Here is a 24,457-nt window from a genome sequence, read left to right on the forward strand (position 1 = left end):
TGCAGAATCTTTCGGCAAGGGTTAGCGTGCGGCCATTCAGCGACCAGAGGAAGGCGTCGATGAAACCCTCGCCGATACCGCACACCGCCCTGGCCCTCGTCTCCCTGCTCACAGTGACGCTCGTCGGCACCTCGGTCGCCGTGCCGGCCGCAGCGGCAGCCCCGCGCCCGTCCGGCGCTGCCGTCGTCACCGCCGGCGCCGCCGCCCAATGGAGCAACGAACCGACCGCCGAGGCGCTGTCGAAGGCCGGCGGCAACTCCGCGCGGGCCGAGCAGTTCTACTTCGTCCTGCCGGACCGCTTCGCCAACGGTGACCCCCGCAACGACAGGGGTGGCCTCGCCGGTGACCGGCTGCGGACCGGGCTCGACCCGACCGACAAGGGCTTCTACCACGGCGGTGACCTCAAGGGCGTCATCGACAAGTTGGACTACATCCAAGGGATGGGCACCACCGCCATCTGGCTCGCCCCGATCTTCAAGAACCGGCCGGTACAGAGGTCCGGCAATGACGTCTCCGCCGGTTACCACGGTTACTGGATCACCGACTTCACCGAGGTGGACCCCCACTTCGGCACGATGGCGGAGATGAAGCGGCTGGTGAAGCTCGCCCACCAGCGCGGCATCAAGGTCTACCTCGACGTGATCGTCAATCACACCGCCGACGTCATCAAGTACGCCGAGGGCTCCTACGGGTACGTGGACAAGGCGGCCTCGCCGTACACCGACGCGCGGGGGCGGGCGTTCGAGGACCGGAACTACGCCGACGGCAGCCGGGCGTTTCCGCCGGTCGACAAGGAGTCGTTCCCGTACACCCCGAAGTTCGACGAGCCGAAGGACGCCACTGTCAAGGTCCCGGCCTGGCTGAACGACGTCACCATGTACCACAACCGGGGTGACTCCACCTTCGCGGGTGAGAACAGCGAGTACGGCGACTTCTTCGGTCTCGACGACCTGTGGACCGAGCGGCCCGAGGTGGTCCAGGGGATGACGAAGGCGTACGGGGACTGGATCGGTGCCACCGGCGTCGACGGGTTCCGGCTGGACACCGTGAAGCACGTCAACATGGACTTCTGGCCGCAGTTCAGCCAGGGCATTGAACGGGCCGCCGAGAAGGCCGGCAAGAAGGACTTCTTCATGTTCGGTGAGGTGTACAGCGCCGACCCGGAGATCAGTTCCCGCTACGTCCGGCAGGGTGGTCTACCGGCGACTCTCGACTTCGCGTTCCAGGAGGCCGCGCGCGGGTACACCGCCGGCGCGGGGTCGGCGAAGGCGCTCGCCGACGTGTACGCCCGCGACGACCTCTACGCCGCCCGGAACACCGACGCGGGCCGGCTGACCACCTTCCTCGGCAACCACGACATGGGCCGGATCGGGTCGTTCGTCGCCGGTGGTGGCACCGACCCGGCCAGTCACCTGCGCCGTGACCAGCTCGCGCACCAGTTGATGTTCCTGACGCGCGGCCAGCCGGTGATCTACTCCGGTGACGAGCAGGGCTTCACCGGGCCCGGCGGGGACAAGGACGCCCGGCAGGACATGTTCGCGTCGAAGGTGCCCGACTATCTCGACGACGACCTGCTCGGCACCGACCGCACCCACGCCAGCGACCAGTTCGACACCGGCCACCCGCTGTACCGGACCATCGCCGAGCTGGGTCGGCTTCGCCAGGCACACCCGGCGCTGCGCGACGGTGTGCAGGTCACCCGGTACGCCGCCGACGGCCCGGGCGTCTTCGCCGCCTCCCGGGTCGCCCCTGCGGACCGGATCGAGTACGTGGTGGCGGTGAACAACGCCGACACCGCGCAGACTGTCACGGTGGACACCTGGTCGGCCGGTGCCACCTTCACCGGCATCTACGGCGACACCGGCCGTGCCACGGCGAACGCCGACGGCAAGCTGGCCCTCACCGTGCCGCCGCTGTCGGCGGTGGTGCACCGGGCCGGCACCCCCGTCGCGCGTCCCGCCGCCGCGCCGCGCATCACCCTCACCATGCCGGACGCTCCGGTCGCCACCCGGGCCGCGGTGACCGCCCAGGTGACCGGTGATCCCCTCGCCACGGTCACCGTCGCCGCCCGGGTCGCGGGCGGCCGGTGGACGTTGCTGGGCAGCGCCGACCGCGCGCCGTACACGGTGCAGCACGACCTGACCGGCCTGGCCGGCGGCACCCGGGTCGAGTACAAGGCGGTGGTCCGCGACGGCCGGGGTCGCACCGCGACCGCCCGGTCCGCCGTCACCGTGGGCACGCCGCCGCAGGGCGGGTCCCGGGAGTGGGCGGTGGTGCACTACCAGCGTCCCGCCGGTGGGTACGACGACTGGGGGTTGTACGCCTGGGGTGACATCGACCCGGGGTACGTCACCGAGTGGCCCAAGGGGCAGCCGTTCGCCGGGGAGGACTCCTACGGCCGGTTCGCCTGGGTGAAGCTCAAGCCGGGTGCGACGTCGGTCGGGTTCGTGGTGGTCGACAAGGACGGTGACAAGGATGTCGCCCAGGACCGCAGCATCGATGTCACCGCCACGGGGGAGATCTGGCTCAAGCAGGGCGACCCGGTGGTCTACCCGACTCGGCAGGCGGCCACCGGTGAACCGGACCCGCCGGTCGAGGAGGACACCGCGCTGATCCACTACCGGAGGGCCGACGGCAACTACGACGGTTGGGGTCTGCACGTGTGGGACGGTGCGGCCGACCCGACCGAGTGGTCCGCGCCGCTGAAGCCGATAAGGACTGACGCGTTCGGAGCGGTGTTCCGGGTGCCTCTGGCGGCCGGAGCGACCGGGCTGAACTACATCATCCACCAGGGCGACACCAAGGACCTGCCCGACGACCAGCGGCTCGACTTCGGCAGCGTCGGCCGGGAGGTGTGGCTGCTCGCCGCCACACCTGGCCGGTTGCTGCCGTCGACGGCGACCAGCGCCAGCGGGGACACCGACATCACCAAGCAGAAGGCGCACTGGATCGACAGGTCCACAGTGGCGTGGCAGACCCCGCCGACCGACGGCAGGACGTACGCGCTGGTCGTCGCCCCGGAGGGCGGCGTCGCAGTTGCCGACGGGGAGCTGACCGGGGCGTACACCAGCCTGCCGTTGCGGGCGCAGCGCAACGGGCTCACCGAGGCCCAGCGCACGGCGTTTCCGCACCTGTGGTCGTACCGCAGCTTCACGCTGGATCGGCGCGACCTGGCCAAGGTCCCGGCGGCGCTGCGGGGGCAGGTGTTGGTGACCGAGCGCGACGCGTCGGGCGCCCTGCTCGCGGCGACCGGTGTGCAGATCCCCGGCGTGCTCGACGACGTGTACTCCCGTGCCACCGACGCCACCCTCGGGCCGACCTTCGCCGGACGGACGCCGAGCCTCGCGGTGTGGGCGCCGACCGCGCGGACGGTGACATTGCAGTTGTTCGACTCACCGACCGCCACGCCGAAGGCCGTGCCGATGCGCCGCGACGACCGCACCGGCGTCTGGTCGGCACGCGGCGACCAGAGCTGGACCGGTAGGTACTACCGCTACCAGGTGCGGGCGTGGCAGCCGGCGGCGCAGAAGATGGTCACCGCGTCGGTGACCGACCCGTACTCGGTGGCCCTCGCCGCGGACTCCACGCACAGCCTGCTGGTCGACCTGAACGACGCGGCGCTGGCCCCGGCGGGCTGGCGGACGCTGCGTAAACCCTCGCCGGTGCCACCCGCGAAGGCGCAGGTCTCCGAACTGTCGGTGCGCGACTTCTCCATCGCCGACGAGACCGTACCGGCCGAGCGGCGGGGGACGTTCCTCGCCTTCACCGACCCGAGAACCGCCGGGATGACCCACCTGAAGGCGCTCGGCGACGCCGGCGTCACCCACCTGCACCTGCTGCCGGCCTTCGACTTCGCGACGATCCCGGAGAAGCGGGCCGACCAGCGTCAGCCGGCCTGCGACCTGGCGGCGCTCCCGCCGGACTCCGCCGAACAGCAGAAGTGCGTGGCAGCGGTCGCCGAGACCGACGGCTACAACTGGGGGTACGACCCGCTGCACTACACGGTGCCCGAGGGCGGCTACGCCGTCGACCCGGTCGGCGCGGCGCGGACCACCGAGTTCCGGCGGATGGTCGCCGGGGTCAACGGCGCCGGTCTGCGGGTGGTCATGGACGTGGTCTACAACCACACGGCGGCGGCCGGCACGGACGAGAAATCGGTGCTCGACCAGGTGGTGCCCGGCTACTACCACCGGCTGTTGGACGACGGTACGGTGGCCAACTCCACCTGCTGCGCCAACACCGCCCCCGAGCACGCCATGATGGGCAAACTTGTCGTCGACTCGCTCGTCACGTGGGCCCGGCAGTACAAGGTGGACGGTTTCCGGTTCGACCTGATGGGTCACCACCCGAAGGCGAACATCCTGGCCGTCCGCCAGGCCCTGGACCGGCTGACTGTCGCCCGCGACGGTGTGGACGGCAGATCGATCCTGCTGTACGGCGAGGGCTGGAACTTCGGCGAGGTCGCGGGCGACGCCCGTTTCGTCCAGGCCACCCAGGCCAACATGGCCGGCACCGGCATCGGCACCTTCAACGACCGGCTCCGTGACGCGGTGCGCGGCGGCGGACCGTTCGACACCAACCCCCGCGCGCAGGGCTTCGCGTCCGGGCTCCACACCGACCCGAACGGCGACGAGGTCAACGGGTCGCCGGCGGAGCAGAAGGCGGATCTGCTGCGCGCCCACGACCTGATCAAGGTGGGGCTGACCGGCAACCTGCGCGACTACCGCTTCACCGACACCACCGGACGGCAGGTCACCGGGGCGCAGGTGGACTACAACGGCTCCCCGGCCGGCTACACCGCCGCACCGGGGGAGGCCGTCACCTACGTCGACGCGCACGACAACGAGATCCTGTACGACGCCCTGGCGTACAAACTGCCGCAGGCCACCTCGGCGACCGACCGTTCCCGGATGCAGGTGCTGGCACTCGGCACCGTGGTACTGGGCCAGGGCACCGGGTTCGTCACCGCCGGCACCGAACGGCTGCGGTCGAAGTCGTTGGACCGCAACTCGTACAACTCCGGTGACTGGTTCAACCAGATCCGGTGGGGCTGCGAACAGGGCAACGGTTTCGGCACCGGCCTACCGCCCGCGCCTGACAACGAGGACAAGTGGCCGTACGCGAAGCCGCTGCTGGCGGACCCGGCACTGGTGCCCGACTGCGCGGCGATCAACACCACCGACGCCCGGTACGCCGAACTGCTGCGCATCCGGGCGTCGTCGCCGGTGTTCGGGCTGGCCAACGCCGAGCAGGTGCAGCGGCGGGTGGCGTTCCCGCTGTCCGGGGCGCAGGAGACGCCCGGAGTACTGACCATGACGCTGGACGCCCGCGGGCTGGGTGGACAGTGGACGTCGGTGACCGTCGTCTTCAACGCCACGCCGAAGACGACCACGCAGACGGTGACCGGCCTGCGCGGGGCGGACGTGGCGTTGCACCCGGTGCTGGTCGACTCGGCCGACCCGGTGCTGCGTACCGCCTCGTTCGACCGGGCCGCCGGGACGTTCACCGTGCCGGCGCGCAGCGTGGCGGTCTTCGTCCAGAGGTGACGCGAACCGGCCCCCTCCCGCTGGTGCGGAAGGGGGCCGGTCTGTGTGCTGTTGTCACCAGAGGGTGATCAGGCGAAGCAGTTCTCGATGGTTCCGCCCGGGATGGCCAGGCAGTTCGTCGGGCGGTTCGCGGTGATCGCGGACTTGTCGTCCACGTTCACCTCCCCGAAGAAGCTGAAGACACCGCCCGGAGCGAAGGTGGAGAAGTTGTGGGCGACCTTCGTCTTCGACAGGTTGACCTCGCCGAAGATGTTGAAGATGCCGCCGCCGACCCCGATCGGGCCGATGGCCCGGTTGCCGACGACCTCGCTGTCACGCAGCGTGGTGACGCTGAAGGCGTTGAAGAGCCCGCCGCCGAAGAAGCCGGCGGTGTTGTCCTTGATGCTGCTCTTCTCGAACGTGGCCACGCTGTCGAAGGCGATGGCCACACCGCCACCGACGCCCGCGGTGCTGTTCTTCTCCACGGTGGCGTGGTGCAGGTTCAGCTGGCTGTCCGCCGCGGCGATACCACCACCGGCGAGAACCGCGGTGTTCGAGACGAACTTGGTCTCGTACGCCGTGGTGTTGCCCTCGATGTCGAGGTAGCCACCGCCGAAGCCCAGCGTCTCGTTGTCGTTGATCTCGGCCTTCTTGAGCTCGACCGTTCCGCCGTCGACGTCGTCGGCGAAGATCCGAGCGGCACCGTTGGAGATACCGCCACCACCGATGATGGCCGTGTTGTCGTTGATCTTCGACTCCTCGACCTTGAGCAGGCCGGCGTTGAAGACACCACCACCGAAGAAGAAGGCGGTGTTACGGGTCACGGTGCTGTGCCAGATCTTCGTGGTGCCGAAGTTGGCCACACCACCACCGTTGCCGCCCGACTGGTTCAGGACGACCTCGGACTCCAGGATCTCGGCGGTGCCACCCGGCTGGACCAGGATGCCGGCACCGTCGGTCGCCTCCGGGTACTCGACGAGCGGCGTGACGACGCCCCCCTTGGCAGCCGGCGCGGCCTTGGCCGTGACCTTCGGCGCGGCCTTGAGGCCGGCCTTCGGGTTGGCCTGCCGGGCGGAGAGCGCCTCGTTCAGCGGCGTGCCCGCCTTCACCTGGGCCGCGATCGCCTCGGAGTCCGAGTACGACGCCCAGACGGCCGCCGGTTCGACACTGTTGAACAGTTCGAGGGTCTGACCGCCCTTGATGGTCAGCCCCTTGATGGTGAGGTGCCCACCACTGCCGACGTTGAGGATCCGGAAGTAGTCCGCCGTGGCTTCCCGGGCGATCGTGGTGTGCTCGCCCTTGAGCGTGATCCGCTCGGTGATCACCGGCAGGCCGTTGCCCTGGTAGTCGTTGCGGCTCAGGTTGTAGGTGCAGCCCTTGGCCAGTTCCAGCACACCGCCGTGCTTGCTGTTGGCGAAGACGATCGCCTGGATCAGCTTGTCGGTGTCGCAGGGCACCTCCTTCCCGCGCTCGTGGTCCTTGTCCTTGTCCTTGTCCTTGTCCCGGTCCTTGTCCTTGTCCCGGTCCTCGTTCTTGTCCCAGTCGCGCGACTCGTCACCCCGCTGGTCACCGTCCTTGCTGACCTGTGCGGTGTTCCAGTTCAGGCCGACCGCTCCGGCGCTGCCCGCGACGCCCACCGCCGCGAGACTGATCACGCCCGTCAAACCGGCCACGCCACTGGCGAGCCAGAGCTTGCGGCGGCGCTTGGCCGTCGCCCGCCCGGAGGCTTCGTTGTTCGTTAGGTAGTTGGACATCGGAGCTCTCTGCCCTCTCCTCGTACCAGACAGGGTCGCCGCCGTCAGACGGGCGTCCCCTGCTACAAATCGGTTGTAGCTCCCAAAACCACCGTATGAGAAGGATCCTCGCCTCGCGGGCTTATCCGAGAGAACCCCACATTCGGTTCATGTCCGGCCCGGACCGCCCGCGAGGCCCCGGTTGGGCACGCGCCCCCCGGAGGGTCACTGAGCTGCCCAAATGGGTACGCCCCTCCGCGCCGAGGACCGGCTCGGAGGGGCGCACCCTCTATGTGGATCAGCCATCCGTTCCGGTCAGAAGCAGCCGGGAACGTTCAGGCAGTTGGTGGGGCGGTTGGCGGACACCGCGGACTCGTCGTCCAGCCGGACAAAGCTGCCGAGGCCGTTGGAGATCCCGCCGGGCGGAAGGGTGGCGAAGTTGTGCGTCACCTTCGTCCGACGGAGCGTGATCTCCCCGCCATCCGTGTTGTAGATACCGCCGCCGCTGGCCACCGGGCCGATGGCCCGGTTGCCCGTCACGTCGCTGTCGCGCAGCGTTGTGACGCTGTCCTCGTTGAAGAGGCCGCCACCGAAGAACCCTGCGGTGTTGTCCTTGATGGCGGTGTCCTCGATCGTCGCGACGCTGTCGAAGGCAACCGCCACACCGCCACCCACGCCGGCGGTGCTGTTCTTGGCCACCGTCGCGTGCTTGAGTGTGAGCTGGCTGTCGGCCACCGCGACGCCGCCACCGGCGAGGACCGCCGTGTTGTCGCTGACCTTCGTCTCGTGCAGGGTCGTGGTGCCCTCGACATCCAGGACGCCGCCGCCGAAGCCGAGCGTCTCGTTGTCGGTGACCTCGCTCTTGTAGACCCAGACCGAGCCGCCGTCGACATCGTCGGTGAAGATCCGGGCAGCGCCGTTGGAGATGCCACCGCCGCCGATGATGCCGGTGTTGTCCTTCACCTTCGACTCGTCCACCTGGAGCACGCCGGCATTGAAGATGCCGCCGCCGAAGAAGAACGCGGTGTTGTGGGCCACCGTCGTCTTGCTGAGCCTGGTGCTGCCGAAGTTGGCCAGCCCGCCGCCGTTGCCACCGGACTGGTTGTAGAGCAACTCGCTGTCCAGGATCTCCGCGCGACCACCGGGCTGCACCAGCACCCCGGCGCCGTCAGTGAACCCGGGCTCCTCGACCAACGGCGTTACCGCCGGTGCGGCTACCGGAACTGCCTTGGCCGCTGCCGCCTTGGCCTCGGTGGCCGGCTTGGCCTCGGCTGCCAGCTTGGCCTTGGTCTTGGCCGTCGGCTTCGCTGCCGTTGTCGCCTTGGTTGCTGCCGCTGGCTTCGCTTCCGGCTTGACCGGCTTGACCGCCGCCTTGGCCGCCGCCTTGGCCTCCGCCTTCGTCTCCGCCTTGGCCGCCGCCTTGGCCGCCGCCGCAGGCTTGGCTGCCGGTGCTGCCTTGACTGCTGCTGCCGGCTTGGCCGCCTCGGCTGCTGCCGGCTTGGCTGCCCCAGCGGCTGCTGCCGTCGACGACCGGACCAGGGCGGAGTACGGCGCCCAGACCGTCGCCGGGTCGGCGGTGACCGCGGACCGAAGGGTCTGCCCACCCCTGATGCTCAGGCCCTTGAGGGTGAGGTGCCCGCCGGCGCCGACGTTGAGAATGCGGAAGTAGTCAGCGGTGGCCTCACGGCCGATGGTGGTGTGCTCGCCCTTGAGGGTGATGGGCTGAGTGATCACCGGCAGGCCATTGCCGTCCTGGTTGCGGGTCAGGGTGTAGGTGCAGCCCTTCGCCAACTCCAGCACGCCGCCGTCGTCGTTGTTCGCGAACGTGATGGCCTGGATCAGCTTGTCGCTGTCGCACGGCACCTGCCTGGTGCGGTCCTTCTCGTCGCGCTTGTCGTCCTTGCCGGCCCGGTCGTCGAAGCCGCTCCAGTCGTCGCCGCTCCACTCGTCGTCCCGACCGTCGCTCTTCGAGCCGCCCTCGTCCGCGCCGCCGGCGTCACTGACGCTCTGCCGGTTGGTCGACGGCTGCGCGTCCGAGACCTGGTCGGATTTGGGCTTGTCGTCGCGGGCGGCCACGCCGCCGAGGGCCGCCAGACCGACCACACCGGTCAGCCCGGCCACGCCGGCGACCCACAGCGCCCGCCTTCGTCGTGTCGGCGGAGCTGTCGAGGCCCCGCCGTCGGTACTCGTTACGTCGTTGGACATCAGAGCCTTCCGCCCTTTCCTGCTACCAGACGGGGTCGCACCGCCTGGGGCGCCACGACCAGCTACAAATGGGTTGTAGCCTCTGATCCCCACCGTATGAGAACCATCTTCGCGATGCGGACGTATCCGAGATAACCCCGCATTCGGCTCAGGCCGGTTGAGGTCGGGCAACCGGTTCGGGGTGGTGGAAAGGGGGCGTGAGCAGCGCCAACGCCGACGGAAAGCGCAGCCTGACCCACGGGCTGCGGAGTGATCCACTCCATATCGCCGATATCGCGCTGTCCCCGCAGCCGGATACCGCCACTTCGGCGATATGGAGTGGATCACGCGCCGGGCCTCTCGCCGGGCGCTGGCGGGGCGACGACGGCGGGGCGGGCTGGAGGCAGTGAGGTGGCTGGAGACGGGTCGGGCCGCGACGGTCAGTCGTCGCGGCCCGGGGTGAGGTGTTGGTGTGTGTCGGTCAGCCGGGCAGGCGGGGGCCGGCCTCGCGCTGCTCGGCCAGCCAGGTCTCCACCTCGTCGGAGGTGCGCGGCAACCCGGCCGACAGGTTCGTCGCACCGGTCGCGGTGACCAGCACGTCGTCCTCGATCCGGATGCCGACGCCGCGCAGCTCGGCGGGGACCAGCTCGTCCTCGGGCTGGAAGTACAGCCCCGGCTCGACGGTGAGCACGTAGCCCTCGCCCAGCGCGCCGTCGCGGTACGTCTCCTTGCGGGCATTCGAGCAGTCGTGCACGTCGATGCCGAGCATGTGGCCGAAGCCGTGCAGCGTCCACCGCCGGTAGACCGTCGACTTCTCGTCCATCGCCTCGTCCACGCTCACCGGCAGCAGACCGAGGTCGGACAGGCCCTCGGCGAGGACCCGCATGCAGGTCAGGTGGACGTCCTTGAACTTCACGCCGGGGCGGATGGCCTCGATGCCGGCCTGCTGCGAGGCGTACACGATGTCGTAGACCTGGCGTTGCAGGGCGGTGAACCGACCGTTCACCGGGAGCACCCGGGTCACGTCGGCGGTGTAGAGGTTGCGGCCCTCGACGCCCATGTCCATCAGCAGCAGGTCACCCGGCCGGGTGGCGCCGTGGTTGTGCACCCAGTGCAGGATCGTGGCGTGTTCGCCGGCGCCGACGATCGAGCTGTACCCGACGTCGTTGCCGTCGTGACGGGCCCGCAGCGCGAAGACACCTTCCAGGAGCCGCTCGGAGACCGCGCGGTCGGCCGGGAGGATCCGGGCCACGTCCTCGAAGCCGCGGACGGTGGCGTCGATCGCGTCCTGGAGCTGGCCGATCTCCCACTCGTCCTTGACCAGCTTCATCTCCGAGATGGCGATCGCCAGCTCCCGGTCGCGGGCGGGCTGCCCGTCGGCGCGGACGCCGTCGTAGGGGCGGACGGCCGCGTCCACCTGGGCGTCGAAACCGCGCAACACCCGGGTACGCCCCGGCGCGAGGTCGGCGAGCGTCGCCTCCAGGCCGGTCAGGTCTGCGGTGGGCAGGCCCAGCTCGGTCGACTTCTCGGTGAGCGTGTGCCGCCGGCCCACCCACAGCTCACCGTTGCGGCTGCGGAAGAACTCGTCGGTCTCCCGGGAGGACCGGGGCCGCATGTACAGCGTCGCGTCGTGCCCTGAGCCGTTCGGGCGCAGCACGAGCACGCTGTCCGCGTCGTGGTCGCCGGTCAGGTAGGCGAAGTCGCTGCCGGGCCGGAACGGGTAGTCGGTGTCGTTGGCCCGGACCTTCTCGGTGCCGGTGGGGATCACCAGCGTCTCGCCGGGGAAGGCCGCCGAGAGGGCCGCCCGCCGCTTGGCGTAGTTCGGTGTCTCCGGGCGGGGCGTCACGGGCAGCGCGGTGTCGCGCCAGCCCTGCCGCATGAAGGACAGGAACGCCTCCGGGAAGTCCGGATCGTGCGATTCCGTACCGTCCGTCGGCGTACCGTCGGTGCGTCCCTCGGTCATTGCGCCGCTCCCTCCGCTTCGTTGCTGGTCCCGACGGTACCGCGCGTCCGGTTCGTGGTGACGCCCGCCGGGAGTCGGGTGGATCGACGGACGGCTGCAAGGGCCGACAGCGCGCGTGGAAAGATGGCCACCATGTGCGGACTTCTGGCCTTCTTCAGCGCGAACGGCAACGCCGCAGCGCATCGCGACCACATCGCCGGAGCGTTGGAATGCCTGCACCACCGCGGCCCCGACGAGACCGGGGTCGAGGTGGTCGGCGACGCTTCCGGCCGGTACGCGGACGGCGTGTTCGCCCACAAGCGGCTGGCCATCATCGACGTCGCGTCGAGCCACGAGCCGCTGCCCTACGCGAACGGTCGTTACCTGCTCACCTTCAACGGTGAGATCTACAACTACATCGAGCTGCGCGAGGAGTTGATCAGGAACTTCGGCGCGCAGTTCGCCACCGCCGGCGACGGCGAGGTGATCGTGGCGGGCTACCACTTCTGGGGCGAGCAGGTGCTCACCCGGCTGCGGGGCATGTTCGCCTTCGTCATCTGGGACCGGCAGGAGCGGCGCGCCTTCGGTGCCCGCGACTACTTCGGCATCAAGCCGATGCACTACCTGGAGACCGCCGACGGTCTCTACCTGGCGTCGGAGAAGAAGGCGTTGCTGCCGTTCGCGCACAGCAACTACCAGGGCGACGCGGGCGTCGACACGGCCAACCTGAGCCACTACCTGACCCTGCAGTACGTCCCCGAGCCGGGCACGCTGCACAAGGGCATCAGCCGGATCGGGTCGGGGGAGTACCTGAACTGGACCCCGGGCGGGCGGATCGACGTACGCCGGTGGTACCGGCCGGTGTTCCGGCCGGCGCCGGTCGACGACGAGCAGAAGCTGTACCACGAGATCCGGGAGACGCTGCGGGAGAGCGTGCGCATGCACATGCGCTCCGACGTGCCGGTCGGCTCGTTCCTGTCCAGCGGCATCGACTCCACGGCGGTGGTCGCGCTGGCCCGCGAGTTCAACCCGAACATCCTCACCTTCACCGTCGGCTACGACGTGCCGGGTTATTCGGAGATCGACGTCGCCCAGGAGTCGGCGCGGCACCTGGACGTCACCACGATCCCCACCAAGATCGGTCCACAGGACATGATCGACGCGCTGCCGAAGATCGTCTGGCACCTGGACGACCCGGTGGCCGACCCGGCGCTGGTGCCGCTGTACTTCGTGGCGAAGAAGGCCGCCGAGCACGTCACCGTGGTGCTGTCCGGCGAGGGCGCGGACGAGTTCTTCGGCGGCTACACGATCTACCGGGAGCCGCTGTCGTTGGGCACCGTCAACGGTCTGCCCGGTGGGGTGCAGAAGGGCCTGCGCGCGGTCTCCAAGGCGATCCCGCAGGGGGTCAAGGGCAAGAGCTTCCTGGAGCGCGGCACGACTCCGATCGAGGAGCGTTACTACGGCAACGCTCGGATGTTCACCGAGGAGGAGAAGCAGCACCTGATGCGCCGCTACGACCCCTCGGTGCGCTACACGGACGTCACCGCCCCGATCTACGCCGAGTGCACCGAGCTGGACGACGTCACCAAGATGCAGTACGTCGACCTCTACACCTGGCTGCGCGGCGACATCCTGGTCAAGGCCGACCGGATCTCGATGTCGCACTCGCTGGAGGTGCGGGTGCCGTTCCTCGACCGTGAGGTGTTCGACGTCGCGGCGAAGATCCCGGTGGACCTGAAGCTGCCGCCGCGGTCCGACGCCACCAAGTACGCGATGCGTCAGGCGTTGCAGGGTGTCGTGCCGCCGGCCATCGTCAACCGCAAGAAGCTGGGCTTCCCGACCCCCACCCGGGTCTGGCTGCGCGGCGAGATGTACGAGTGGGCCCGGCACGTGCTGAGCACCTCGGGTGCGGGTGACCTGCTCGACCTGTCGTACGCGCTGCGGCTGCTCGACGAGCACAAGCGGGAGGAGGCCGACCACTCCCGCAAGGTGTGGACGGTGTTGATCTTCTGCATCTGGCACGCCATCTTCGTGTCGAAGACGCTCGACCCGGGCATCCAGCGCAACCAGTCGGCCCTGCTGACGAAGCCCGTGGTCGGTTCCATGGTCCGCTGACCCGGTCCTAGCCCGTCGATCAAGAGGTTTGCGTCACCGGATTGGCTCCGGATGACGCAAACCTCTTGATCAACTATTCATGGCGAGGGGCTCAGCGGGCGGCGCAACTCACCGTGGGGGCGCCGTTGGTTCCTGTGGAGCTGCCCAGGAAGCCGAACGTGGTGCTGGCCGACGGTGCGAGAGTGCCGTTGTAGTTGACGTTCGTCGCTGTCACCGACGATCCGGACGACGTTTGTGTCGCACCCCAGATCTGGCTGATCGACTGCCCGTTGGGCCAGGTCCAGCTTGCGGTCCAGCCGGACAACGCCGAACTGCCGTTGTTCGTGATCGTGACCTCGCCCTGGAAGCCACCCTGCCAGGAGGTGGTCACCTTGTAGCTGGCCGTGCAGGCGCCACCGGCCGGCGGCGGGGTGGTGGTCGGCGGCGGGTCGGTCGGACCCGGCGTCGGGGTGGTCGGCGTGGGGGTCGGCGACGTCGTGCCGCCCCGGATGCCGGTCACCTGACCGTTGCCACCGTCGAAGACCACGTCGGAGCAGCCGAAGAAGTTCTCCTGCGAGTCCGACCGCACCCAGCGCGAGTAGATGATGTGCTGGCCGCTCTTGCCCGACGGCAGGTTGCCGCTGAAGTAGTAGTGACCGTCGTTGGTGCCGACGCCGCCGCGCTGCGGCGGGTTGGTCACCTGGAGGAACGGCTGCTCCTCCAGGTCACTCCAGGCGAGCGCCCGGTTCGGGCTCCAGCTGTTCTTGGTGATGTAGAAGTAGAACGTGCCCGGGTGGTGTGCCCAGTTGCTGTACTTGAAGTCCAACCGCGCGCCGGCGGTCAGGTGGGTCAGCGGCCAGTCCGTGCGGGGCAGGTCGTAGCCGCGGAAGCCGGTGGCACCACCGCTGCACAGCTGGCCGTCCGGGATGAAGCCGGTGGTCCGGCCCCCTGCGTCGGAGCGGAGCACGCTGAACCAGTTGTAGAGCGAGTTCGCGCCACTCGTCGCGACGGCGGCGGAGCACGCGGGGTTGGTCGGCCGGATCTCACCGGTCTGGCTGAGGCCGTCCTGCCAGCACAGGTAGGTGCGGCTGCCGGGCGTCATCGCCGCGCCATGCGCCTCGGCAGGCTGCGGATTGGACGCCAAGGCGACGCCGCCCAGTGCGAGTGTCACGGACGCGATGAGCAACGCGGCCGTACGGGAACGGTTCACAGGTTCTCCTGACTCGCGAGGCGCGCCGCCCGCGCCGCCCCGCTGACATCGGGTGGGATGTGGCATGATCGCCCGCCTCGGTGAGCGGTGCGACGATCACGGCGACGTGCCCGGCGGAGAATCAGCCGGTGGACACGCGCCATCGTCGGTCCAGCCCTGGACCGGTGCCCTCGCGTCGAACGAACCCGGCAACCGGCGGCACGGCAGCCCTCGCACCGCCCGGTACGCGTCATCCCACCATGCCGCACGGTCCCGACGCAATAGTCGTTCCTCGATGCATCAATTGACCCGTCGACCGCCGATGGACGCCATATCCTGCCTAGAGGTGAGGAAACCGAGAGGTGGCGGTCGGTGCCGGACGTGTTCGACGAGGCGCACCGACGTTGCCGCGGTGGCGAACCGGTCGCCCTCGCCACCGTCGTGGCCACCTGGCGCTCCGCGCCGCAGCCGCCCGGCGCGACCATGCTCGTCGCGGCCGACGGCACGGTCACCGGCAGTGTCTCCGGCGGCTGCGTCGAGGCGGACCTCTACGAACGGGCCCGCCGCGTGCTGGACACCGGCGCACCCGAGCTGACCAGGTACGGGATCAGCGACGACGACGCGTACGCCGTGGGCCTGACCTGTGGTGGTGTCCTCGACGTGTTTGTGGAGCGCGTCGACGCCCACGCCCTGCCCGGGCTGGACGCGATCGCCGCCGCCCGCCGGGACGGCCGACCGGCGGCGGTGGTCACCTGCGTGGCGGCGGACGCCGGTGACCCGCCGGGGCCGGTGCCGGCCGACCCGGCCGGGCGGCTGGGTCGACGGCTCGTGCTGACCGGCCGGCAGCCGACCGGCTCCCTCGGCGACGACCGCCTCGACGCCGCCGCCAGCGCCGACGCCCTCGGGCTGCTCGCCGCCGGACACAGTGGAATGCTCCGGTACGGGTACCACGGGCAGCGCCGCGGCTGTGGCGTGAGCCTCTTCGTGACCGCGTACGCCACACCGCCCCGGATGATCGTCTTCGGGGCCATCGACTTCGCCGCCGCCGTGGCCCGGATCGGCGCGTTCCTCGGCTACCGGGTCACCGTCTGCGACGCCCGGCCGGTCTTCACCACCACGCGACGCTTCCCCGAGGCGGACGAGGTGGTGGTGCAGTGGCCGCACCGCTACCTGCGGACGGAGGTGGACGCCGGTCGGGTCGACGAGCGGACGGTGGTGTGCGTCCTCACCCACGACCCGAGGTTCGACGTGCCGTTGCTGGAGGTGGCGCTGCGCCACCCGCTGGCGTACGTCGGCGCGATGGGCTCGCGACGCACCCATGACGAACGGCTCAAGCTGCTGCGCGAGGCGGGGGTCAGCCCGGCGCAGCTCGCCCGGCTCGCCTCCCCGATCGGGCTGGACCTCGGTGGACGTACCCCTGAAGAGACCGCGGTGAGTGTGGCCGCGCAGATCGTCGCGGCCCGCTGGGGCGGCACGGGTCGCCCGCTGGTGGCGCTCGACGGGCCGATCCACCAGCTGGGGTAGCGGTTGCGGCGGCTTCGGTGCCCGTTGAGCGGCCCGTTGTGCCAGCCTGGTGCCACGGCGATCGGTTCGGCGTACGAGGGTCGGCGGCGGGTGGCGAGGACGAGAGGACCGGCATGGGATACGCGGTGGTGCTCGGCGAGGCGCTGGTCGACCTGCTCGACACTGAGCGCGACGGTGAGCGGGTCTACCGGCAGGCGATCGGCGGTGGACCGCTCAACGTGGCCGTCGGCGTGGCCCGCCTCGGCGGCGCGGCACAGTTCGTCGGCTCGCTCGGCGACGACGTGCTGGGTGGTCGCATCCGCGCCTTCTTGAGCGCTGTCGACGTCGGGGTGGCCGGCGCGGTCACGGTGCCGGCGCCGACCACGCTCGCCGTGGTGACGTACGCCGGACCGGAACCGGACTTCCGCTTCTACGGCGAGCCGGCCTCCTACGGGTTGCTCGGCCCCGACGACCTGGATCTCGCGCTGATGGAGGGCGCGGACGTGCTCTACTGCGGCTCGATCGTGCTCTTGCAGCCCGACGTGCTCGCCGCCGCCCGACGCGCCTGGTCGCTCGCCACCGGTCTGCGGGTCTTCGATCCGAATGTGCGTCCCCGGCTGTTGGACGGGCCGACCGCGCTGGAGGGGCTGCGCGAGGTGGTGGCCGAGTTCGCCGCCGGCGCGCACCTGGTCAAGCTGAGCGCCGCCGACGCCAGGCTGCTCTATCCGGGTGAACCGGTCGAGGGGGTCGCGGCGTACCTGCGCGAGGTGGGTGCCTCAACGGTGGTGGTGACGCTCGGCGCGGCCGGTGCGGTGCTGGCTGCCGCCGACGCCGACCCGGTCCGGGTGCCGGCCCCGAAGGTCGACGCGATCGACGCCACCGGCGCGGGTGACTCGGTGATGGCCGCGTTGATCGCCGATCTGCTCGTCGCCGGGGAGCCGGTCACCTCGGACGGGTGGATCGAGCGGGTCGGGTTCGCGCTGCGGGTCGCCGGCCTGGTCTGTGAGTCACCGGGTGGCGCGACCGCCATGCCCACGCGCGCCGACGTGGAACGTCGCTTCGGAAGCGCCGGCTGACCGTCCGCGAGGGTGCGCGCGTCGTCTTGACGCCCACTTCATGTGAGCGTTAACATCGACGTCTTGCGATGGAAACATCCCTGCGCTCTCGCCGGAGGCTTCGATGTCACCAGTCCTGGTACCTCCGTCGTTCCGCCCCGTCGCGGCCATGCTGATCATGCTTCTCGTGGCCGTGGGAGGCATCTTCGTCAGCCCGCCCGAACGGGCGCTCGCATGGGACAACGACGTGGCCGACACCCCACCGATGGGATGGAACAGCTACGACTCGTTCAACTGGAGGGTCACCGAAGCCGACGTACGGGCCAACGCCGACTACATGGCCACCAACCTGCGGCAGTTCGGCTGGCAGTACGTGGTGATCGACTGGGCCTGGTACTACCCCGGTCAACACAACAACAGCCCCAACCAGGACGCCAACCTGCAACCCCGGCTCCGGATGGACGCCAACGGGCGATTGCTACCGGACACCACCCGGTTCCCCTCCGCCGCCGGTGACAACGGGTTCAAGCCCCTCGCCGACTACGTCCACGCGCAGGGGCTGAAGTTCGGCGTCCACCTGATGCGCGGCATACCCCGCCAGGCCGTCGCCGACAACGTCCCGATCCTCGGCACCACCTGCCGCGCCAACCAGGTCAACAACACCACCACCGCGGCCTGGCTCAACCTCATGTGGGGCCTGAACATGTCCAACCCCTGCGCGCAGACCTACCTGGACTCGGTGTTCCAGCTGCTGGCGTCCTGGGGCGTCGACTTCGTCAAGGTGGACGACATCGCCGCGCCGACGTACCGGCAGGCGGAGGTCGAGGGATACCGCACCGCCATCCAGCGCAGCGGCCGCCCGATGGTGCTGAGCCTGTCTCCCGGCGCGACCCCGCTGGCCAGCGGCGGACACGTGCAGACCAACGCGCACATGTGGCGCATCGTCAACGACCTGTGGGACAACTGGTCGTCCGTGGACGCCCTCTTCGACCAACTCCGCAACTGGACCCCGTACCGCGCCACCGGCGCCTGGCCCGATCCGGACATGATCCCGATCGGTCGGCTCTCCAAGTACGGGCCGGTCGGGTCGCCGCGCTACTCCAACCTGACGGCGGACGAGCAGCGCACCCTGATGTCGCTGTGGGTGATCAACCGGGCGCCGTTGATGTGGGGCGGCAACCTGGTCGAGAACCGCGCCTCGGAACTGGCGCTGATGACCAACGCGGCGGTGCTGGCGGTCGACCAGAACAGCACGAACAACCGTCAGCTCACCGGCGGCACCCGGCAGGTGTGGACCGCCGACGTACCAGGCAGCAACCACAGGTACGTCGCCCTCTTCAACCGGGAGAGCAGCGCGGCCCCCGTGTCGGTCAACCTGGCCGACCTGGGCATCGGATCCGCCAGCGCGACAGACCTGTGGTCCGGTGCGGCCCTCGGCACGGCGAGCGGCACCTTCACCCGTACGCTCCCGGCCCACGGCGCCGGGCTGTACCGGCTCGCGCCGGAGACCACGGTGCCGGTGCCGACCACGTCCACCCTCACGGCTCGGCACAGCGGAAAGCTGCTGGACGTGTCGAACAACGCGACCACCGACGGCGCCGACGTGGTCCAGTGGGCCGCGAACGGCCAGCCCAACCAGCGGTGGCGGTTCCAGGACGCGGGCGGCGGCTACCAGACGGTGGTCAGCGTGCACAGCGGCAAGTGCCTCGACGTGTACGGCGGCGCGACGGCTACCGCAGACGGGGTCCGCGTGACCCAGTGGACCTGCAACGGCGGCACCAACCAACAGTGGCGCGTGCAGGACCTCGGCACGGGCTACGTGCAGCTCGTCGCCCGGCACAGCGGCAAGTGCCTGGACGTCCTCAACGCCGCCACCACCGACGGTGCCCGAGTCGTGCAGTGGACGTGCGGCACCGGCAACCAGCAACAGTGGCGGCGTACCTCGGCCTAGGCTGGTCAGCCCTCGCCGTCGAGTTCGAGGTAGCCGCGCCGGGCGGCGATCAGGGCGGCGCGCGCACCGAAGGGCGCCTCGGCGGCGACCCGCTCCGGCGGGGCGCTGCCGGTGTGCGCGGCCCGGATCAGCCAGGCCAACCTGGCCAGCTCGGCGTGCTGGGCGCGGACGAAGTCGACGTCCACCGGGTCGCCGTGACCCGGCACCACCACGGTGCGCGCGGTGGTCAGCCGCAACAGGTCCGCGACCGCGTCCGGCCACTTCAGGGGGTACGAGTCCTCGAAGGCGGGCGGGCCGCTCTGCTCCACGAGGTCACCGGCCACCAGCACGTCGGCGTCCGGCACGTGCACCACCAGGTCGGCCTCGGTGTGCCCCCGGCCCGGGTGCCGCAGCAGCACCCGCCGGCCGCCCAGGTCGAGTGTCGTCTCCGTCTGCACGGCGTGCGTCGGGGCGAGCAGCGGAGTGTCGGCCAGCTCGGCAGCTAGCGTCGGGTGCTCCGTCCGCACCTCCTCGTACGCCTCCCGGCGCAGCCGCTCCGGCTCGTCGCGCAGGGCCGCGACGGCCAGCTCGTGCGCGTACACCGGGCGGGGTGGCTCGCCGGCCAGGACGGCGTTGCCGAAGCAGTGGTCGTAGTGGTGGTGGGTGTTGACGAGCGTCAACGGCCGGTCGGTGACCGCCCGCACGGCGGCGGCCAGGTCGGTGGCCTGCGCGGCCGACGAGAGCGTGTCCACCAGCAGGGCCTCGTCGTCGCCCACGACCAGTGTGACGTTGACCCGCAGCATCGGCTCGCGTCTCACGTGCACCCGGTCGGCGACCTCGACGAAACCGGCGGTCATGACACCCGCCCGGCGCGTTCGACGAAACGTTGCCGGTCCACCATGATCCGGTCGACCCGACCCCGGGCCACCGTCTGGTCACCGTCGCTGACAGTGACCTCGAACGACAGCCGGCGACCGTCGACGGTCGCCAGCAGGGCCTGCGCCCGGACCGTCCGGCCGACCACGGTCGGCGCCAGGTGCTCCAACTCGACCCGGGTGCCCACCGTCGTCGACCCGGGTGGCATCCCGGTCGCCGTCGCCGCGACGGTCGCCGCCTCGGCGAGCGCGAGGACCCGGGGAGTGCCCAGCACCGGTACGTCCCCCGAACCCACCGCCTGGGCGGTGTCCGCGTCGGTGACCGTCAACTCGACCTGGGCGGTCAGACCCGGCGCGAAGGCCGGCTCGGGCTGCTCCTGCATGGTCGTCAGCCTAGGTGCTCGCCGAGCCCGTCGAGCACGCGCCCGGTGATCCCGACACCCACCGTCTCCCACCTGTGCGCGGCCCCGCCGGGTGGTCCCCGTCGGTCGATGCCGTACCCGTCGTTAACCTTGACGGCGATGGCCGTCGTGACTGACCCCCAGCCCCCCGCCCGGACCGACCCGCCCGCGTCCCCGGACGGAGGTCGTCGGCGCGTCGTCGCCATGACCGTCTGGGCGGTCGCCTTCGTCGCCGCGTGGCTGGCCATCGGGCTGCCCACCGACCCCGCGTACGCCTTCGTGTGGATCTGGCTGGCGACCATCGCCTGGAACAGCGAGCGGCCGTGGCGCAGTCACCTGCGCTTCGCCCGGGACTGGGTGCCGGTGGTGCTGCTGTTCGTCGTCTACAACCTCTCGCGGGGGTTCGCCGACAACGGGGCTACCCCGCACGCGATGGAGTTGATCGTCGCCGACCGGTTCATGTTCGGCTGGGCCACCGGCGGGGAGGTGCCCACCGTCTGGTTGCAGCAGCACCTCTACCACCCGCAGGTGCACTGGTGGGACGTCGCGGCGAGCTGGGTGTACTTCTCCCACTTCGTGGTGGCGCTCGCCGCCGCCGCGGTGCTCTGGCTGCGCGACCGGCACCGCTGGGCCGCGTACATGCGGCGCTGGGGCTTCCTCTGCGCCGCCGGCCTGGTCACCTACTTCCTCTACCCGGCCGCCCCGCCCTGGTGGGCCGCGCAGAACGGGCTGCTCACCGAGGTCGCCCGGATCTCCACCCGGGGCTGGAAGGCGTTCGGCATGCACGGCGCCGGCAACGTCCTCAACGCCGGCCAGATCGCCTCCAACCCGGTCGCCGCGATGCCGTCGCTGCACACCGCGTGGGCGCTGTTCGTCGTGCTGTTCTTCCTCACCAGCACCCGCCGTCGCTGGTGGCCGCTGCTGCTCGCGTATCCGCTGGCGATGACCTTCACCCTGGTCTACTCGGGTGAGCACTACGTGATCGACGTGCTGGTCGGCTGGGCGTACGTGGGGTTGACCTTCCTGGTGGTCGGCTTGGCCGAGCGCGGCTGGGCCGCCTGGCGGGCCCGCCACCCGAAGGCCGGAACGCCACCGCCCCCCGAGCACACCGCCGACCCCGAGACACCACCCAACGAACCCCCGTCCCCCCGCACACCAACCACCCCCCAGGTCCCCGCCGACCACTAACCGCCCCCACCCCGGCCCCCCGTCGATCATGAAGTTATTGCCATGACACGCCGGTCGGGAGGGCAATAACTTCATGATCAACGCGGTGGGGCGGTGGGGCGCGGGGCGCGGGGCGCGGGGGTGGGGTTTAGGGGCGGTGGCGGGCTTGGTGGGCACGCTGGTTCAGGTCGGCGGCCAGGGCCCAGGCTTCGGCCAGGTCGCGGTCCTGGGCGGTGGCGCCGGAACCGCCCGCCGTGTCCGCGTGCACGGAAGCCAACCCGAGGCGGCGCTGGATCGGCCCCTGCACCACCCGCACGCTCTGGATACGGGCGTACGGCACGATCACCAACTGGCGGGTGAGCCGCCCCGAGCGGGTGGCGAACACCTCCTCGAACAGCCCCGCACCGAGGGCGCGACGGCCCAGCGGGTGCAGCCACCGGGTCCGGGTCGGCGGAGGGCTCAGCGTCAGGGCGTCGAGGCGTACCCCCGGAAGCACCTCCGCGACGATCATCGTCGCGGTCGGCAGGTCACCGACCGGCAGCAGCCGGTCGGGTCGGTTGCGGTCGTCGGCCTCCGCGACGGAGAACCCGGCCACCTCCAGCCGCAGCCGCAGCCAGCCGTTGACCCGCCACAGCAGCGGCCAGGTGGCCCGCACTGTCTGCACCCGGGCCAGCGGCACGGTCTGCGAACGCGTCTCCAACAGGCCGTTGTGCACCCGCAACGTGCCGCCGTCGCGGGCCAGCCGGAAGTTCCAGTCGTCGAGCACCCGGCGCACCGGTTGCAGCAGCACACCTGCCATCGCGGTCAGCGTGCTCGCCACCGCGACGAACGACCACGACCCCGCGGTGAGGAACTGGATCACGACGAACGCCACACCGAACGGAAGCAGGAACGCCTGCGGTGTGAGCAGTTGACTGATCAGCAGGCTCTGGTTGCGTACCGCGTGCAGTGGCCGGCCCGGGGCGGCCACCGTCGGCGCCGGCGCTCCCGGAGCCACCGCGGACGTCGCGTCCTCCGGCTCCGGTGCCTGCGCCACCCGCCCTGCCAACGCCAGCAGCCGGTCGCGCAGCCGGGCCGCATCGGTCACCCCGAGGTACGCCAGGGGCGCCTCCGTCTTGCCGCCACCGACCACCTCCAGCCGCAGCTCGGCCAGGCCGGTGAGCTGGGCGAGCAGTGGCCGGACCACCTCGACGGCCTGCAGACGCTCCAACGGGATGGCCCGGGTACGACGCCAGAGCAGCCCCTCGTACACCCGGAGTTCGCGGCCCACCACGTGGTAGCCGGTGTTGTACCAGCTCACCACCGACAACACTGTCGCGCCGAGCGCGAGCACCGCCACCATGGCGGCGAACCAGCCGAAGCCCACCCGGGACAGCGTCGACCAGGACAACCCGGCGATCACCACGACCAGTGACTTGGCGCCGTGCAGGACCGGACTGAGCGGGTGCAGTCGCTGCCGGGGCTCGCCTTCGCCACCGCCCGCCGGTGCCGGCCACGCGGCCGGTGGCATCGGCTCGTGCGGCGTCGGGCTGGTGGGTGGCACGGTGCTCGGCTCGGCGGGCCCGTCGCTCATCGGGCCGGCCCTCGCAACCCCGGCTCACTCCTCGCGCTCACAGGGCCGCTTTTCGTTTGCGACTGCGGGGCTCGCAACCCCGGCTCACTCCTCGCGCTCACAGGGCCGCTTTTCGTTTGCGACTGCGGGGCTCGCAACCCCGGCTCACTCCTCGCGCTCACAGGCCCTCCGCCCGGTCTTCGCCGAGCGCGGTGAGCCGGTCGCGTAGCCGGGACGCCTCCGCCGGCCGCAGCCCGGGCACCCGGGCGTCGCTCGCCGCCGCGGCCGTGTGCAACTGCACGGTGGCCAGGTCGAAGGCGCGCTCCAACGGCCCGGCGCTGACGTCGACGAACTGCATTCGCGAATACGGAACGATGGAGAGCCGCCGGACCAGGAGCCCGTGTCGGACCAGCAGGTCGTTCTCCCGCTCGGCGTACCCCCAGGCTCGCACCGCGCGGACGATCGCGATGGCTCGCCACCCGCCGAGCAGCGCGACGACGGCGACGGCGAGCCCGAACAGCCAGTGGCCGCTGAGGGCCCAGCCCACCGCCGTCACGGCCAGCCCGATGGCGACCACGACCGCCAACCGGATCAGCTCCACCCAGATCAGGTCGGTGGAGATCGGCTGCCAGTTGACAGTGCTCGGCCAGGGATCCAGTGGCCCTCGCCCCGCCGCCAACAGAGGGCTGGACGCTTCGGGAGCGGCCGGCAGGAGGCCGGGTGGGGGCAGGTCGGGGGCGCGCTGGTCGGCGTCGGGCGCCGGGCGGTGACCAGGCGGCGGCAGCGCGCCCGGCGGCAGCGGTGCGGGCGACGAGACGTCGGGCGCGACGGGCTCCGGGCCGAGCGTGCCGGGTGCCGGGAACGCACCGGGCGGTGGTTCGACGCCGGGTGGTGCGGAGGCCGGGGTGGGCGGCCAGGACGGGGAGGTGGGGCCGGGGGAAGCCGGTGGGTCGCCGCTCACGTGTCGAGCGTAGGCGATCCGGGCACCGGAGTGACGGCACGCAGGAAGCCGCGAGCGTCCAGGAAGTCACCGAGGCTGCCCCGGTGCTCGGCGCAGGCCAGCCAGGTCTTGCGCCGATCGGCGTCGTGCAGCCGGGGATTGTTCCACTTCAGGGCCCAGACCGCGACGGCCCGGCAACCCCGGGCCGAGCAGACCAGGGCCTCGTCGGCGGGGGAGGGGATGCTCATCCCGGCCAGTCTAGGGCGGCGGGACGGGAAGTTTGAGCGCCGGGCGACCACGGGGGGAGCCGCCCGGCGACGGGATGAATCGTACACGCGGCGGGCCGATCCGTGCACACCCGCGTTGC

At 70.8% G+C, this 24,457-nt stretch carries 15 protein-coding genes; 6 read left to right on the forward strand and 9 right to left on the reverse strand.

The features are described from left to right. The first annotated feature begins 59 nt into the window (after positions 1-59). Positions 60-5,546, forward strand: a complete 5,487-nt coding sequence (pulA, locus tag FHU34_RS11260; RefSeq protein ID WP_145779902.1) for a pullulanase-type alpha-1,6-glucosidase — start codon at positions 60-62, stop codon at positions 5,544-5,546. Between the two features lie 68 nt (positions 5,547-5,614). Here pulA and FHU34_RS11265 read toward each other — a convergent pair whose 3' ends face one another. The 3 genes from FHU34_RS11265 to FHU34_RS11275 all read right to left on the reverse strand — a co-directional run bounded on the left by FHU34_RS11265 (position 5,615) and on the right by FHU34_RS11275 (position 11,405). Beyond that, entirely contained in the window at positions 5,615-7,279 is a 1,665-nt protein-coding gene (locus tag FHU34_RS11265) for a hypothetical protein (RefSeq protein ID WP_145779903.1), read from the reverse strand. Between the two features lie 294 nt (positions 7,280-7,573). Further along, entirely contained in the window at positions 7,574-9,463 is a 1,890-nt protein-coding gene (locus tag FHU34_RS32935; RefSeq protein ID WP_167524798.1) for a hypothetical protein, read from the reverse strand. 460 nt (positions 9,464-9,923) lie between these two features. Then, positions 9,924-11,405 (reverse strand): aminopeptidase P family protein, encoded by a 1,482-nt coding sequence (locus FHU34_RS11275; RefSeq protein ID WP_145779904.1) that lies wholly within the window; start codon positions 11,403-11,405, stop codon positions 9,924-9,926. A 132-nt stretch (positions 11,406-11,537) separates the two neighbouring features. On the opposite strand from FHU34_RS11275, the gene asnB reads away from it, so the two are divergent. Next, positions 11,538-13,499, forward strand: a complete 1,962-nt coding sequence (asnB, locus tag FHU34_RS11280; protein WP_145779905.1) for an asparagine synthase (glutamine-hydrolyzing) — start codon at positions 11,538-11,540, stop codon at positions 13,497-13,499. Between the two features lie 91 nt (positions 13,500-13,590). On the opposite strand, the gene FHU34_RS11285 is transcribed toward asnB, so the two are convergent. After that, the gene (locus FHU34_RS11285) at positions 13,591-14,688 is read right to left on the reverse strand and encodes a lytic polysaccharide monooxygenase auxiliary activity family 9 protein (protein ID WP_244311613.1); all 1,098 of its coding nucleotides are present in this window, start codon (positions 14,686-14,688) and stop codon (positions 13,591-13,593) included. Positions 14,689-15,039: 351 nt separating this feature from the next. Here FHU34_RS11285 and FHU34_RS11290 point away from each other — a divergent pair, with 351 nt between their 5' ends. From FHU34_RS11290 to FHU34_RS11300, 3 genes are all read left to right on the forward strand, one after another. After that, a complete protein-coding gene (locus tag FHU34_RS11290) occupies positions 15,040-16,191 on the forward strand; it encodes an XdhC family protein (protein WP_145779907.1) in 1,152 nt (383 codons plus the stop codon). 113 nt (positions 16,192-16,304) lie between these two features. Further along, a complete protein-coding gene (locus FHU34_RS11295) occupies positions 16,305-17,246 on the forward strand; it encodes a PfkB family carbohydrate kinase (protein ID WP_145779908.1) in 942 nt (313 codons plus the stop codon). A 103-nt stretch (positions 17,247-17,349) separates the two neighbouring features. After that, entirely contained in the window at positions 17,350-19,176 is a 1,827-nt protein-coding gene (locus tag FHU34_RS11300) for an alpha-galactosidase (protein WP_145779909.1), read from the forward strand. A gap of 5 nt (positions 19,177-19,181) precedes the next feature. On the opposite strand, the gene FHU34_RS11305 is transcribed toward FHU34_RS11300, so the two are convergent. Both FHU34_RS11305 and FHU34_RS11310 read right to left on the reverse strand, forming a co-directional pair. After that, positions 19,182-20,012, reverse strand: a complete 831-nt coding sequence (locus tag FHU34_RS11305; protein WP_145779910.1) for an MBL fold metallo-hydrolase — start codon at positions 20,010-20,012, stop codon at positions 19,182-19,184. Beyond that, complete coding sequence (locus FHU34_RS11310) at positions 20,009-20,413, reverse strand: thioesterase family protein (RefSeq protein WP_145779911.1); 405 nt, start codon at positions 20,411-20,413, stop codon at positions 20,009-20,011. Before FHU34_RS11310 ends, FHU34_RS11305 begins: the two co-directional genes overlap by 4 nt. Before the next feature lie 138 nt (positions 20,414-20,551). Between FHU34_RS11310 and FHU34_RS11315 the strand changes: the two genes are divergently transcribed. Next, positions 20,552-21,619, forward strand: coding sequence for a phosphatase PAP2 family protein (locus FHU34_RS11315; RefSeq protein ID WP_244311614.1), 1,068 nt, complete (start codon positions 20,552-20,554; stop codon positions 21,617-21,619). 127 nt (positions 21,620-21,746) lie between these two features. On the opposite strand, the gene FHU34_RS11320 is transcribed toward FHU34_RS11315, so the two are convergent. The 3 genes from FHU34_RS11320 to FHU34_RS11330 form a co-directional block, all read right to left on the reverse strand. Beyond that, entirely contained in the window at positions 21,747-23,171 is a 1,425-nt protein-coding gene (locus FHU34_RS11320; protein ID WP_145779912.1) for a PH domain-containing protein, read from the reverse strand. A gap of 157 nt (positions 23,172-23,328) precedes the next feature. Further along, entirely contained in the window at positions 23,329-23,862 is a 534-nt protein-coding gene (locus FHU34_RS11325) for a PH domain-containing protein (RefSeq protein WP_145785543.1), read from the reverse strand. Between the two features lie 245 nt (positions 23,863-24,107). Beyond that, positions 24,108-24,338 carry a hypothetical protein gene (locus tag FHU34_RS11330; RefSeq protein WP_145779913.1) on the reverse strand — a complete coding sequence of 77 codons (231 nt, stop codon included), beginning with the start codon at positions 24,336-24,338 and terminating at the stop codon, positions 24,108-24,110. Positions 24,339-24,457 lie beyond the last annotated feature (119 nt).

Source organism: Micromonospora taraxaci (assembly GCF_007830095.1).
In the GTDB taxonomy this organism is placed as follows: Bacteria; Actinomycetota; Actinomycetes; order Mycobacteriales; family Micromonosporaceae; genus Micromonospora; species Micromonospora taraxaci.

Bases quoted from the DNA above. Each gene is read 5' to 3' on its own strand.
- pulA (WP_145779902.1), top strand. From the start codon at position 60: ATGAAACCCTCGCCGATACCGCACACCGCCCTGGCCCTCGTCTCCCTG.
- FHU34_RS11265 (WP_145779903.1), bottom strand. From the start codon at position 7,279: ATGTCCAACTACCTAACGAACAACGAAGCCTCCGGGCGGGCGACGGCC.
- FHU34_RS32935 (WP_167524798.1), bottom strand. From the start codon at position 9,463: ATGTCCAACGACGTAACGAGTACCGACGGCGGGGCCTCGACAGCTCCG.
- FHU34_RS11275 (WP_145779904.1), bottom strand. From the start codon at position 11,405: ATGACCGAGGGACGCACCGACGGTACGCCGACGGACGGTACGGAATCG.
- asnB (WP_145779905.1), top strand. From the start codon at position 11,538: ATGTGCGGACTTCTGGCCTTCTTCAGCGCGAACGGCAACGCCGCAGCG.
- FHU34_RS11295 (WP_145779908.1), top strand. From the start codon at position 16,305: ATGGGATACGCGGTGGTGCTCGGCGAGGCGCTGGTCGACCTGCTCGAC.
- FHU34_RS11300 (WP_145779909.1), top strand. From the start codon at position 17,350: ATGTCACCAGTCCTGGTACCTCCGTCGTTCCGCCCCGTCGCGGCCATG.
- FHU34_RS11305 (WP_145779910.1), bottom strand. From the start codon at position 20,012: ATGACCGCCGGTTTCGTCGAGGTCGCCGACCGGGTGCACGTGAGACGC.
- FHU34_RS11310 (WP_145779911.1), bottom strand. From the start codon at position 20,413: ATGCAGGAGCAGCCCGAGCCGGCCTTCGCGCCGGGTCTGACCGCCCAG.
- FHU34_RS11315 (WP_244311614.1), top strand. From the start codon at position 20,552: ATGGCCGTCGTGACTGACCCCCAGCCCCCCGCCCGGACCGACCCGCCC.
- FHU34_RS11320 (WP_145779912.1), bottom strand. From the start codon at position 23,171: ATGAGCGACGGGCCCGCCGAGCCGAGCACCGTGCCACCCACCAGCCCG.
- FHU34_RS11330 (WP_145779913.1), bottom strand. From the start codon at position 24,338: ATGAGCATCCCCTCCCCCGCCGACGAGGCCCTGGTCTGCTCGGCCCGG.